This is a genomic window from Streptomyces sp. NPDC043870, from assembly GCF_056435785.1.
This window is the reverse complement of record NZ_JBWKDT010000019.1, coordinates 44,192-57,254: the sequence shown is the minus strand read 5'-3', so window position 1 is coordinate 57,254 and position 13,063 is coordinate 44,192. Positions and strand designations below refer to the sequence as shown.

Genomic DNA, 13,063 nt, shown 5'->3' with positions numbered 1-13,063 from the left:
TGAAGCGGGCGCCCGGGCCGTCAGCGCCTCACGGGTAGCTCACCAGGTTGGCCACGTTGGCGGACGAGTTGGAAGGACCGCCTCTGTCGTTGATGACGTGCCGGATGGTCCCGGTGCCGCCGAGCGAGACGGTCACCATGTTCTGGAAGCGTACGTTCGGGTTGTCGGGGACCTCGAAGGCGTGCTCGGCCGTCACGCTCGGGTTCACGTTGAAGAAGCAGTAGCTGCCGAGTCCGTACGCCTGGTGACCGGTGACCGTGTTCGCCACCTTGTACGCGGCGTAGCCCTGGGTGGAGCCGTTCATCCAGGCGGACTGGTTCGGCGGGTCGTACGGCATCTCGTTCTGGTAGAAGTACGTCCGCCCGCCGTTGCCGTTCCAGATGGTCTGGTGCTTCTGGTAGTGCTCGACGAACAGGCCGTACATGGTCACGTTGTCGCCGTTGACGACGAGTCCTGTGTCCGCGGTGTTGCTGTTCCAGCCGATGCCGGTGCCGTGGTCGCCGCGCCAGATCCACATGTGGTCGCCGATGACGTCGTCGCTGTTGACCACGAGGCTCGTCGTCGCCTTGCCCACGGCGGCTCCGCCGACGCGGAAGAAGACGTCGTGCAGGGAGATGGGGTTGGCCGAGTGGTTCGCGGCGGCGCCGGCCGGGCCGACCTCCATCAGTGTCTGCGAGTTGGTGGTGCCGGCGTCGAAGAGGACGCCCGCGACCTTCACCCCGTCGACATCGGCGACCGTCATGGCCGTGATGCCGTTGTCGGGGATGAACGTGGCGAGGCCGAGACCGAGGACGACGGTGTCGGGCCTGGTTACCCGCAGGGTCTGGTTGAGATGGTAGACACCGGGTGTGACCAGCAGGTTCTTACCCTCGGCCAGTGCGGCGTTGATCTGTGCGGCGGTCGCACCGGGCTTGACGACGAAGAACTGGTCCATGCCGAGCGAGCTGCCCGCGGTGTTCCCGTTCGCCCAGGTCGTGGCCGAGGAGTTGGTCCTCAGGGACGGTACGAACACCTTGTAGGCGCCCGCGCCGTCCACGTACAGGAAGGGCTTCTCCCGGACCGTCGGAGTCTGGTTCACCGTGGTGTACGGCGGGTTGGGGAAGCTGTTGCCCGGCACACCCTGGCTGCCGACGAAGACCATGTTCCAGTTGGCACCGTTCCAGCTGCCGAGCTGGGAGTTGCGGGTCAGCCACTGCTGTTGGCTGCCGGACCGCACCTGGCCGTCGATCTTGCTGTCGGCCATGAATCCGCCGCTGGCCCAGCCGCCGTCGTCGAGCGCGAGGTTGCCGCGGACGTGCATACGCCGGTACGGAGCGGCCTGGGACACCGCCCACCGGTCGGTGCCGCCCGTCGGGTTCACCGACAGGTTCTCGGCGCCGCGCCAGAAGTTCTGCGTGGCGTTCTGCGGCGGGAACCAGTCGGCCTCCACATGGACGGCGCCGTTGATCGTGACCGAGTCGGGCGACTGGCCGAGGCCGAGGACCTGGGTGTAGAAGCCGACGTTGACGTCGTTGTTGTACGTTCCCGGCTTGAACATCACCGCGTAGCGCTGCGGGCCGAACTGGTTCGTCTCCTGCTGCTGGAAGATCGAGTTCAGCCGGCTCTGGATCGTGGACGACGGCATCGACGGGTCGAAGACGGCCACGTTCGGGCCGAGGTCGACATCGCCGGGCGCGGTGCTCACCGGTGCGATCTGGAAGCGCTGGGCAGCCGTGCCGTTGCAGGTGTACTGCACCAGCTGGACGCTGTCGGCCGTCGAGGCGGACGGAACGTCGAGGCACTTGCCGCTGTGCCGGCTGACGAAGTGGTACGCGCCTCCGCCCTCGTCGACGGCCTGCCACTGCTGGTTGTTGCCGCCGCCGTACGTCCACAGGTGCACAGCCGCGTTGTCGGCCGAGGACGTGTCGCTCACATCCACGACCTGACGGGCGTCGTTGCGGTTGTTGATCCGTACGAAGCCGTCGCTCGTCGTTGTGAAACTCCACTGCTGTGCGGTGGTGTTGTTGCAGGTGTACTGCTGCACAGCAGTGCCGTTCACGGTCGCGGCCGACCGCGCGTCCAGGCACTTGCCACTGCCTGCGTTCACCACCGTGGCCCAGCCCGAGGGCAGGGCGGCGGAGGCCGTGGCCGAGGCTGCCGCGGCGGAGGCCGGCGGGGTGACGGCCTGGGTGGGCTGGATGGCGGTGAGGACCGAGGCGGCCGTGGCCGCGGCCACGACGGTCGCGACCCAGGGGCGGGGGATGCGGACCGGGGTCGAGCTGCGGCGACCCGCTCTGGGCGTTCGCAGGGATCGGAGCACGATTTCTCCTGTGCCGACTGCACGGCATGAGTGGGGGGTGGGTCGAAGACATGCACATGACATGTATGCGCGCGGTTGCTGCGCTGACCGGGATGGGGTGGGAAATGTGACAAGTGGACCTGATGGAGGCTTAGTTCACTACGTGATTTAAGAAGTGAACAACAATGGTGTCAAGGGCTTGGTACAGACCACAACCAGTTCGGCCCACCGCGCGGGTGTCGCGCGGTGGGCCGTGGTGGTGGGGGAACTGCCCCCGCGGGCGTGATCGCCGACGTGTCGACGAGCCCGGTGGCTGCGTCGTTACGGGGCCATCTCGTACGCCCCGGCCAGTGCCTCGACGCGCTGCCAGACGCGCGCCGAGCGAGCCTCGTCGACAACGGGACGCCGCACCGCGCCCAGCGCCCAGCGCTGCTGCTCCTCGGTGGCGGAGTCCTTTCCGTGCAGCTCGACGGCGTGCGCGGAGAAGTCGCGGACGAGGACCGAGAACAGCTCGTCGAGCACGTCCTCGTCCAAGTCCTTCAGGCGGGCCTGCTCCAGGATCAGCTGGCCGTGCACCACCAGCGCGAACAGCTGGCCGACGGCGAGAAGGAGATCGAGGTCGCGGCTCTGCTCGTCGTCGGGGGCTGCGGTGGTGACGAACTCGCACAGGGCGTCGGCCTGCTCGCGGAAGCGGGCGACGTTGGGCACCGTGGCATACGCGTCGTAGGCGGTGCGCCAGTCGTGGAAGCGTACGGAGCCCAGCCCGCGGGCCGGCCCCTGCCGGAAGAGGAACGCGTCGTCGGCCGCGTCGAGGCGGGTCGGCACGGGCGCGTACTCGGCCGGGTCCAGCAGGTGGTTGCGCATGAACTTGAGGATCAGCGCGAGGTTGACGTGGACCGTGCCCTCGAGCTTGGGCAGCCCCCGGATCTCGGTGGCGGCCTGCGCGAAGTAGGTGTCCTTCTCGAAGCCCTTGGCCGCGATGACGTCCCACATCAGGTCGATGACCTTCTCGCCCTCCGTGGTCACCTTCATCTTCGTCATCGGGTTGAACAGCAGGTAGCGGCGGTCGTCGGGGCCGGCGGAGCGGAAGTAGTCGACGGCGCGGTCGCTGAACAGCTTCATGCCGACCAGGCGGACGTACGCGTCGGCCAGCTCGCGGCGCACGTGCGGGAAGGCGGTGACGGGGCGGCCGTAGAGGATGCGGTTGTGCGCGTGGGTGACGGCCTCGTACATCGCGTGCTCGCAGATGCCGATCGAGGCGGTGCAGAGGTTGAACTTGCCGACGTTGACGGTGTTGAGCGCGGCGTCGAAGGCGGCGCGTCCGGTGTGCAGGACGTCGTCGGGACCGACCGGGTAGTCGTCGAGGCGGAACTCGCTGACGTACTTCGAGGAGTCGACGACGTTCTTCACGAGGTGGTACGCCGGGTGGCGGCTGTCGGCGGCGAAGAAGACGTACCCGTCCGGGCCCTCGATGTCGGTGCGGCGGCCGAAGACGGAGACGAGCCCTGCGGCATTGCCGTTGCCGATGTAGTACTTGGAGCCGCTGGCCCGGAAGCCACCGTGGCCGTCGGGCTCCAGCAGCATGTCGGTGGAGTAGATGTCGGCGCCGTGGGTCTTCTCGGACAGGCCGAAGGCGAACACCTCGCCCTGGTCCAGGAGTTCCGCCGCGCGGGTACGAGCAGCGGTGTTGTCGCTCTGCCAGACCGGGCCGAGACCGAGGATGGTCACCTGCCACGCGTACCAGTAGTCGAGGCCGTAGAACCCGAAGATCTCGTTGAGCGCGGCGATCCGGGCGGTGTCCCAGCGCTGGTCCTCCCGTCCGGCGGCGGAGGACGGGGTGAGGAAGGTGGCGAACAGCCCTTCCTTGGCGGCGAACGCGAGGAAGTCCGCGAGCCAGGCACGGGAGCGGTAGTCCTCGATCAGCCTGCGCTTGCCGCGGTCCTCGAACCAGTCGACGGTGGCGCGCAGCAGCCTGCGGGTCTCGGGGTCGAAGTGCGCCGGGTCGTAGGTCCGCGGGTTGAACAGCAGGGCGTCGGTCATGGAGGTTCGCCTTCCGGGGAGTCGAGGGTTGAGGGTTGCCGGTTGCCGGGGGAAGAGAAGCGGGGCGGTTCAGGAGTGCGGTTGCGACGCGCCGAGCCGGTGGAGGGTGGCGAGTACGTCGTCGAGCCAGGCGATCGTCATCCGCTCGTACGCGATGCCGCCGCGCAGCACGACATGCTGCAGCTCCTGACCGGCATCGGGCGGTGCGGGGGCCTCGGGCCCGGTGAAGTCACGCAGCTCCCCCGCGAGATAGTGCGCGAGCCGGTCGCTGTGCACCTGGCGGTGCCGCTCGACCTCACGAAGGAGCGCACCCGGGTCGTCGAAGGCCGCACCGCGGATCTTCACGGCGAGGTCGTGCCGGATGCTCTCGGGTTCGATCGGCTCGTGCAGCCACTGGGAGAGAGTGGCGCGGCCGAGGCCGGCGACGGAGTACTCCTTCTTGTCCGGCCGGCCCTGTTGCGGCACCTCGCGGACGTCGAGCAGGCCGTCGCTCTCCATGCGCTTGAGAACGCGGTAGATCTGCTGATGGGTGGCGGTCCAGAAGTAACCGATGGACCGCTCGAACCGCCGGGCCAGCTCGTAGCCGGAGCCCGGCTGCTCCAGCAGCGAGACGAGGATCGCGTGTTCGAGCGCCATGCCTCGATCCTTCTATGCAACTCGTTGCATAGACAAGCGGCAGCGCCCGGGTGAGACACGGCTCACCCGGGCGGCCCGGGAACAACTCGCTCGCAGCGTCCGGATGGGTCACTCCGAGGCACGGGCGCTCCGGGGCAGCGCACCGTCGAGGACCCCCGGCCGGTCAGCCGCCGGGCGTCGCCGCTTCGGCCGCGTGGAGGTGGGGGCGGGCGAGATTGTTCGGGAGCAGGATGCGCTGGAGCTCGTCCTTGGTCAGCAGGCCCTTGTCGAGAACGAGGTCATGGACGCTGCGGCCCGTCTTGAGGGCCTCCTGCGCGACGGCGGTGGCCTGCTCGTAGCCGATGTGCGGGTTGAGCGCGGTCGCCAGGCCGATGGAGTGGGCGACGACGTGGGCGAGGTGCTCACGGTTGGCGGTGATGCCGCTGACACAGCGTTCGGCGAGGGTCAGGCAGCCGGCCCGCAGGTGCGTCAGACTCTTCAGCAGACTGTGGGCTATGACCGGCTCGAAGGCGTTCAGCTGCAGCTGGCCCGCCTCGGCGGCCATGGTCACCGCCATGTCGTTGCCGATGACTTCGAACGCGATCTGGTTGACCACCTCGGGCACGACGGGATTCACCTTGCCCGGCATGATGCTGGAGCCGGCCTGCACCGGCGGCAGGTTGATCTCGGCGAAGCCGGCGCGCGGTCCGCAGGACAGCAGCCGGAGGTCGTTGCAGATCTTGGAGAGCTTGACGGCGATCCGCTTCAGCACGCCGGACAGCTGAACGAACGCACCGGCGTCCTGCGTGGCCTCGACGAGGTCGTCGGCGACCGTCAGCGGCAGTCCGGTGATGGCCCCCAGATGCCGGGAGGCCAGCGCCGCGTATGCGGGGTGGGCGTTGAGTCCGGTGCCGATCGCCGTGCCGCCGAGGTTGATCTCACGGATCAGCTCACGTGCCTCGGTGAGGCGCTTGTGGTCCTCGCCGAGCATGATCGCGTACGTTGCGAACTCCTGCCCCAGAGTCATGGGCACCGCGTCCTGCAACTGGGTACGGCCCATCTTCAGGACATCCGCGAACTCCTCCGCCTTGGCCGCGAACGCGCGACGGAGCACCTCCATGGCGTCCAGCAGACGCTGGGCGGTGAAGTCGAGGGCGATCTTGACGGCTGTTGGGTAGACGTCGTTGGTGCTCTGCCCCGCGTTGACGTCCTCCAGCGGGTGCAGCTGTCGGTACTCGCCCTTGCGGTGGCCAAGGAGTTCCAGAGCACGGTTGGCGACGACCTCGTTGGCGTTCATGTTCGTCGAGGTGCCCGCGCCGCCCTGGATCACGTCGACCACGAACTCGCCGTGCAGCTTCCCGGCGCGTATCTCCTCACAGGCGGTCACGATCGCGTCCGCCTTGCGGCCGTCGAGCAGTCCCAGCTCCCGGTTGGCGAGGGCCGCGGCCTGCTTGACGCAGGCGAGGGCGGTGACGAGGTCCGGGTAGGCCGATATCGGGGTGCCGGTGATGGGGAAGTTCTCCACGGCCCGCAGGGTGTGGATGCCGTAGTAGGCGTCGGCCGGGACGTCCCGGTCGCCGAGCAGATCGTGCTCGGCGCGAAACTCGAGGTGGGCGTGGGCGTGGACGTGCGTGGCCATGAAGGTGCGGAACTCCTGTCGGGTGTTTGCACGGTGGGGTGGGAGGGGCGGCTGAGAGCGGCTGAAAGGGTTCCGAGGGGTGTTACCGAGACCCGGCGGAACCTCTGGTGTACCGAGCGGGCAGTTGATGGGCGGTTCGTCCTCCACGGCCGTCGCCCGGCGGCCGTCGCCCGTCCGGCACGGGCCGCGGTCTCCGTCGGCGGTGGCCGGAGGCAGCGCCGGACGAGCCGGAACTGCCTGAGGATCTCCGGGTCTCGGCGGATCAGGCCCTATGTCTGGACGAGCTCGACAGCCACACCGGCGTCGGCGGAAACGACCTCGCCGAGCGCGTGCCGGAGCACCTGGTCCCGCTCGCGCGGGTCGGTGGCGGCGAGCAGCGCGGTGAGTACGGCGATCCGGGCCTGGCCGGCGCGCAGCGTGCCGGTCGGCACAGCGCCCGCGGCCACGAGGTCGACCGCGCCACCGTGGGTGTAGATCTCGGCGACCGGTCCGGCCTGGACACGGGTGGTCAGGGCGACGAGCACGCCGCGGGCCGTGGCGGAGGCGACGGCCTCGACGATCTCGGGGGTCGCGTTGCCGGCGCCGGTGGCCACGAGAACGATTCCCTGCGCCCCGGCATCCACGGCCGCGTTCAGCAGCAGCGCGTCGGCGTCCGCGTGGTGCATCACCATGTCGACGCGGGGCGGAGTGTCCGGCATACCGGGCAGCGCGAGCGCGCCGGGGCGCCGCGGGTGGCCCAGTACGGAAACACGCCCGAAGCCGACGTTTCCGATACGGGTGCCGGACGGGTCGCCGAAGGCGTCCGGCGCGAGCGTCTGCGTCTTGACGGTGCCGCGGGCCGGGTGCACCTTGCCGTCGAAGGTGACCAGTACACCCAGACCGCGCGTCGTTGCGGCCGTCAGCAGCGCGTCGTGGAGATTGCCCGGTCCGTCGCCGTCGGCCGCGTCGAGCGGAAGCTGGGCGCCGGTGAAGACCACCGGGCGAGGGTCGTCGTGGTGGAGGTCGACCAGGAACGCCGACTCCTCCAGTGTGTCCGTGCCGTGGGTGACGACGATGCCGTCCACGCCGGGGTCGGCGAGCACCTCGTGCACCGTGCGCAGCAGGGTGAGCTGATGGGCGGTCGTGAGGCGGGGGCTGTTGACGCTGAACAGGTCGACGACCTCGACAGTGATGTCTTCGGGCACCGCGGCGGTCGCCATGACCTCCCGGCCATGTGCGTCAGCGGCGAAACCCGAGCCCTGCCAGCGGCTGGCTATCGTCCCACCGGTACTGATGACGACGATCCGTCCCACAGTGCCCACTCCTCGTCCGTGCCGCTGGTGAAGCGGCGTTTTCGACGGGGCACGCGGCCCGGCCTCGCTCTTGGCCCGGCCGGGCTGCGCCCCATGGCTGATCCGGGGGTGGCCGGAGCAGTCGGACGCAATGATATGAGTTTGTTCGCGCAATATGATCGCCAGTTTCGACCCGCTCATCGAGGATACGTGGTGAATAATTGCTCCATGGATAAGATCGACCGAGAAATCTTGCGCGAGCTCCAGAACGATGGCCGACTGAGCAATCAGGAGCTGGCCCTGCGAGTGGGCCTGACCCCTTCGCCGTGCATGCGCCGGGTCAGGCAGCTGGAGCAGGACGGCGTGATCCAGGGCTATCGGGCGGTCATCGACCCGGAAGCGGTCGGCCGGGGCTTCGAAGTGCTCGTCACCATCGAGGTCAAGCGCGATCGTGAGGTGGTCGAGGCGTTCGAGGCCGCACTCCAGGACATCCCCGACGTCATCGAGGCGTACCGGCTCTTCGGCAGCCCGGGATGCCTGCTGCGCATCGCCGTGGCGGATCTGCGCGCGTACGAGCGGCTGTGGATCGAGAAGCTGACTGCGCTGTCCGGCGTCAACGAGGTCAACTCGCAGATCATCATGAAGCGGATCAAGGAGCCGCGCGGCCTGCCGGTGGAGGGCTGACACTGCTGCGCCGGGCAAGGATGGGCGCACGCCCCGATCAGGATGCCCGGTCAGATCGGCCGCGGGCCCCTCGACCGCTCGATGCCGTCGCCGCTCTCGCGCAGCAGGCGCAGAAATGCCTTCACGCCCGCGATGAGCTCCTGGTTGTCGGTGAGCCGGTTCACCGTCGACTCGAACTCCCTGCCCAGCGCGGCGATCTTCCGGTCGGCCTCCTCGGCCCGCTCGTACGACGCCATGCCCAACGCGTCCACGGTGCGCCGCAGTTCGGCGAACGCGCGGTACTGCTCCTCGGTCTTGTCCTCCAGGACCTTCATCCCGGACTCGATGCGGTCCACCCGCGCACGCATCTCCACCACGTCGTCACGCGGATACGTCACGTCCTTGAGCAGCACGCCCAGGCGCCGCCGCAGCTGCCCGAAGTAGGCGCCCGCCGGCCGGAAGAGGGTGCTCAGCAGGAAGAACCCGGCGAACCAGTAGCCCGTCCCCCGCCCCGTCGCCATCGTGACCGCCACCGCGACACCCGCTGTCACGACATGTCCCGCCACCGCCGCCCGCAGCATCATCCGCGCGATGCGCGCGGCCTCGGCGTCCCGCGCCGGCGAGACCTCCAGGCCCTTCTCCCGGCTCACCGCGATCTCGGCGAGCACCGCATGAGCCCGGAAGTACAGGTTCCACGGCACGGTCAGGAGCAAGAGCAGCCACAGCAGGCCGAGCACCCCGGCCCCCGCCCCGAGCACCACCGCCGGCGGCGCCCCCACCACATAGGCCAGGATCACGGCCGCGGCGGTGACCGCGACGGCCAGTCCCGCGCCGAAGAACTTCCCCATGCCGTCCCGTCCCCCGCATGAGCACGCACGGGCGCGGCCCTCTGCCACGCCGCGTCTCATGGTTCCGCTCCGGCCGACGGCACACATGAGTACGAGTACTCACCCGAGCGGTGCGACGGGAGCCGGCCCGTCACACTACGAGGCACGCTCACCACGGAACGCGACCACCTCGCACGGCGGAATAGGAAGGAGAGCGGCCGGACGACAAGCCGCACTCCAGCCACCCAAAGCAACGAGACGGTCACCGAAACCGGCCACACCGGAGTCGCTCGCCCACACAAGCCCCTGAGGGTCGCTTAAAGCGGTGCAAACCGGCGTAAGCTAGTCGAAATCGCCGTAACGCGCCATGAGTAAGCGATGGAGGCGGCGCATGAGCGACCCCTTCGGCTTTCTCAAGATCCCCCGTCGGCCCGTTCCGCCCCGCCCGGTCGAGGAACGACTGGGCGACTGGAAAGAGGTCTACGCGGGGCAGGCGTTGCTGCCTCTCGTGTCCGAGCAGGCGAGGCGCTGCATGGACTGCGGCATACCGTTCTGCCACAGCGGCTGCCCGTTGGGAAATCTCATCCCCGAGTGGAACGTGTACGCGTCACGGGGCGACTGGCGTGCCGCCGCCGAGCGGCTGCACGCGACGAACAACTTCCCGGAGTTCACCGGGCGGCTGTGCCCGGCGCCGTGCGAGGACGCCTGCGTGCTGGCCATCAACGCCGATCCGGTGACGATCAAGAACGTCGAGCAGGCCATCGCCGACGAGGCCTGGGAACGCGGATACGTAGCGCCGAAGCCGCCCGACCGGCTCAGCGGAAAGACCGTCGCCATCATCGGCTCCGGACCCGCGGGACTGGCCGCGGCGCAACAGCTCACCCGTATCGGCCACACCGTCGTCGTCTACGAGCGCGCCGACCGCATAGGCGGACTGCTGCGCTACGGCATCCCCGAATTCAAGATGGAGAAGCGGCAACTGGACCGGCGCATCGAGCAGATGCGAGCGGAGGGCACCAAGTTCCGCACCGGTGTGGACGTCGGCCCCGATGTCGACGCCACCGACCTCAGGAGACGCCACGACGCGGTGATCGTCGCCGTCGGCGCCACGCAGCGCCGCGAACTCCCCGTCCCCGGCCGCGAACTGGACGGCATCCATCAGGCCATGGACTATCTGACCATCGCCAACCGGGTCACGGAAGGCGACCACCCCTCGCCCTCCCTCACCGCCGAAGGCAAGCATGTCGTCATCATCGGCGGCGGAGACACCGGCTCGGACTGCCTGGGCACCGCCCTGCGCCAAGGCGCGGCCTGTGTGGTCCAGCTCGACATCAACCCGGAGCCCGGCGACACCCGGCCGGACACCCAGCCCTGGCCCATCACCCATCCGAAGGTCTACCGGATCTCCCATGCCCACGAAGAGGCCCGTGGGCGGGAGGGCAGGGATCCGAGGCTCTTCTCGTCCGCCACCCTCCGCTTCGAAAGCGACCAGGCCGGCCACGTACGCGCACTGCTCCTGACCGAAGTGGAGCCCCGGGCCAGAACGCCGCGGCCGCACACCGAGCGGGTGATCCCGGCGGAGCTGGTCATACTCGCCCTCGGCTTCTCCGGCCCCGAGCCGGGCACCGGCCTGATGGAGCAACTCGGACTCACACTGAACGACCGTGGAAACTACGCCCGGGACGCGGCCTTCGCAGCCAAAGCCGCCGAGATCGCCGAGGCCGCTGAAACGGCGGGAGCGGCAGGGGCAGCAGGGGCAGCAGGGGCAGCAGGAGCGGCAACGCAGGCCGGGAAGACAGAACACCCCGGCACGGACGGCGTGTTCGTCGCCGGCGACGCAGGACGCGGTCAGTCCCTCATCGTATGGGCCATCGCTGAAGGACGAGCAGCCGCAGCCGCCACCGACTGTTACCTCACAGGCTCCCCCCGGCTCCCCTCGCCCATCACCGCTACACACCGACCGCTCAACACGTGACCCCCGGCCCTCCTCGTCAAGAGCGCCTTTGGGAGGCCATAAGTCCAGCTTATGAGGTCATAGGTTCGAAGCAGGTACCTGAGCAGGTATTTTGTTGCGAGGGTGGCGATCAAGACACCCGTCGCCACTCGAAGGGAACCTGTCATGCGCCGCCCCCTGCGGGTCGCCATCGTCGGAGCCGGACCCGCCGGGATCTACGCCGCCGACGCGCTGCTGAAGTCCGAGGCCGCTGCCGAGCCCGGTGTCTCCATCGACCTCTTCGAGCGGCTGCCTGCTCCGTTCGGGCTGATCCGGTACGGCGTCGCCCCCGACCACCCCCGGATCAAGGGCATCGTCACCGCGCTGCACCAAGTGCTGGACAAGCCGCAGATCCGGCTGTTCGGGAACGTCGACTACCCGAACGACATCGGCCTCGACGATCTGCGCGAGTTCTACGACGCGGTGATCTTCTCCACGGGCGCGAACGCCGACCGGGCGCTCGGCATACCCGGCATCGGCCTCGAAGGGTCGTACGGCGCGGCCGACTTCGTGTCCTGGTACGACGGGCACCCGGACGTGGCCCGCACCTGGCCGCTGGAGGCCGAGAAGGTGGCCGTGCTCGGCGTCGGCAACGTCGCGCTCGACGTGGCGCGGATTCTCGCGAAGACCGCCGACGAGCTCCTGCCGACGGAGATCCCGCCGAACGTGTACGACGGGCTTGCCGCCAACAAGGCTCTCGAGGTTCACGTCTTCGGGCGTCGTGGGCCGGCGCAGGCCAAGTTCAGCCCCATGGAGCTGCGGGAGCTCGACCACTCCCCCAGCATCGAGGTCATCGTCAACCCCGAGGACATCGACTACGACGAGGGCTCCATCGCCACGCGTCGCGCCAACAAGCAGGCGCACATGGTCGCGCAGACCCTGGAGAACTGGGCGATCAGGGACATCGGCGACCGGCCGCACAAACTGTTCCTGCACTTCTTCGAGTCCCCGACCGAAATCGTCGGCGAGGACGGAAAGGTCGTGGGGCTGCGCACCGAGCGGACGCAGCTCGACGGCACCGGCAATGTGACCGGCACGGGCGAGATGCGCACGTGGGACGTGCAGGCCGTGTACCGGGCGGTCGGCTACCTCTCCGAGGAACTGCCGAAGCTGCCCTTCGACTTCGTCACCGGGACGGTGCCACAGGAGGGCGGCCGCGTCATCGAAGGCGGCGATCACATGCGGTCGACGTACGTCACCGGCTGGATCAAGCGTGGCCCGGTCGGCCTCATCGGCCACACCAAGGGCGACGCCAACGAGACGGTCGCGAACCTCCTGGACGACCACGACAACGGCCGTCTGCACACGCCCTCGGCGCCGGGCCCCGAGGCGGTCGTCGCCTTCCTCGACCGCAACGACGTCCGCTACACCACGTGGGAGGGCTGGCACCGCCTCGACGCGGCCGAGCGCGCCCTCGGCGCCGCGGAGGACCGGGAGCGGGTCAAGATCGTCGACCGCGAGGGGATGCTGCGGGCGAGCGAGGCATAGAGCGGGCCGCCCCGGGTTCCCCCGGGGCGGCTCCGGAGAAGAACTTGACGTGATGTGAAGTGATCCGACCCGTTCGGCGGAGGAACTCACCGCCCGGCTCGATCCCGGTGCCGACTCCATCGCCATGAGCGTGGCGCGCAGGAAAGTGGGGGGGGGGGGGGGGGGGGGGGGGGGGGGGGGGGGGGGGGGGGGGGGGGGGGGGGGGGGGGGTGTGGGGGGGGGGGGTTGGGGGGGGGGGGGTGGGGTGGC

9 protein-coding genes are annotated in these 13,063 nt (G+C 69.2%); 3 read left to right on the top strand and 6 right to left on the bottom strand.

Annotated elements, in window-relative coordinates; genetic code table 11:
* Positions 1-28 precede the first annotated feature (28 nt).
* The 5 genes from AC0699_RS22975 to AC0699_RS22955 form a co-directional block, all read right to left on the bottom strand.
* Positions 29-2,242: an RICIN domain-containing protein gene (locus tag AC0699_RS22975; protein WP_478663349.1), complete on the bottom strand. Its 2,214-nt coding sequence runs from the start codon at positions 2,240-2,242 to the stop codon at positions 29-31.
* 357 nt (positions 2,243-2,599) lie between these two features.
* Positions 2,600-4,318 carry an acyl-CoA dehydrogenase family protein gene (locus AC0699_RS22970; protein WP_478663202.1) on the bottom strand — a complete coding sequence of 573 codons (1,719 nt, stop codon included), beginning with the start codon at positions 4,316-4,318 and terminating at the stop codon, positions 2,600-2,602.
* Positions 4,319-4,387: 69 nt separating this feature from the next.
* Positions 4,388-4,954, bottom strand: a complete 567-nt coding sequence (locus AC0699_RS22965) for a PadR family transcriptional regulator (protein WP_469767364.1) — start codon at positions 4,952-4,954, stop codon at positions 4,388-4,390.
* A gap of 163 nt (positions 4,955-5,117) precedes the next feature.
* The gene (aspA, locus tag AC0699_RS22960; RefSeq protein WP_478663200.1) at positions 5,118-6,572 is read right to left on the bottom strand and encodes an aspartate ammonia-lyase; all 1,455 of its coding nucleotides are present in this window, start codon (positions 6,570-6,572) and stop codon (positions 5,118-5,120) included.
* Between the two features lie 269 nt (positions 6,573-6,841).
* Positions 6,842-7,864, bottom strand: a complete 1,023-nt coding sequence (locus AC0699_RS22955; RefSeq protein WP_478663197.1) for an asparaginase — start codon at positions 7,862-7,864, stop codon at positions 6,842-6,844.
* A gap of 207 nt (positions 7,865-8,071) precedes the next feature.
* On the opposite strand from AC0699_RS22955, the gene AC0699_RS22950 reads away from it, so the two are divergent.
* The gene (locus AC0699_RS22950) at positions 8,072-8,527 is read left to right on the top strand and encodes an Lrp/AsnC family transcriptional regulator (RefSeq protein WP_478663195.1); all 456 of its coding nucleotides are present in this window, start codon (positions 8,072-8,074) and stop codon (positions 8,525-8,527) included.
* A 50-nt stretch (positions 8,528-8,577) separates the two neighbouring features.
* Here the strand turns inward: AC0699_RS22950 and AC0699_RS22945 are convergent, their stop codons facing one another.
* Positions 8,578-9,354: a hypothetical protein gene (locus AC0699_RS22945; RefSeq protein ID WP_478663192.1), complete on the bottom strand. Its 777-nt coding sequence runs from the start codon at positions 9,352-9,354 to the stop codon at positions 8,578-8,580.
* 370 nt (positions 9,355-9,724) lie between these two features.
* Here AC0699_RS22945 and AC0699_RS22940 point away from each other — a divergent pair, with 370 nt between their 5' ends.
* Positions 9,725-11,308, top strand: coding sequence for a glutamate synthase subunit beta (locus AC0699_RS22940; protein ID WP_478663189.1), 1,584 nt, complete (start codon positions 9,725-9,727; stop codon positions 11,306-11,308).
* 144 nt (positions 11,309-11,452) lie between these two features.
* On the top strand, positions 11,453-12,814 hold the full coding sequence (locus AC0699_RS22935) for an FAD-dependent oxidoreductase (RefSeq protein ID WP_478663187.1): 1,362 nt from the start codon (positions 11,453-11,455) through the stop codon (positions 12,812-12,814).
* Positions 12,815-13,063 lie beyond the last annotated feature (249 nt).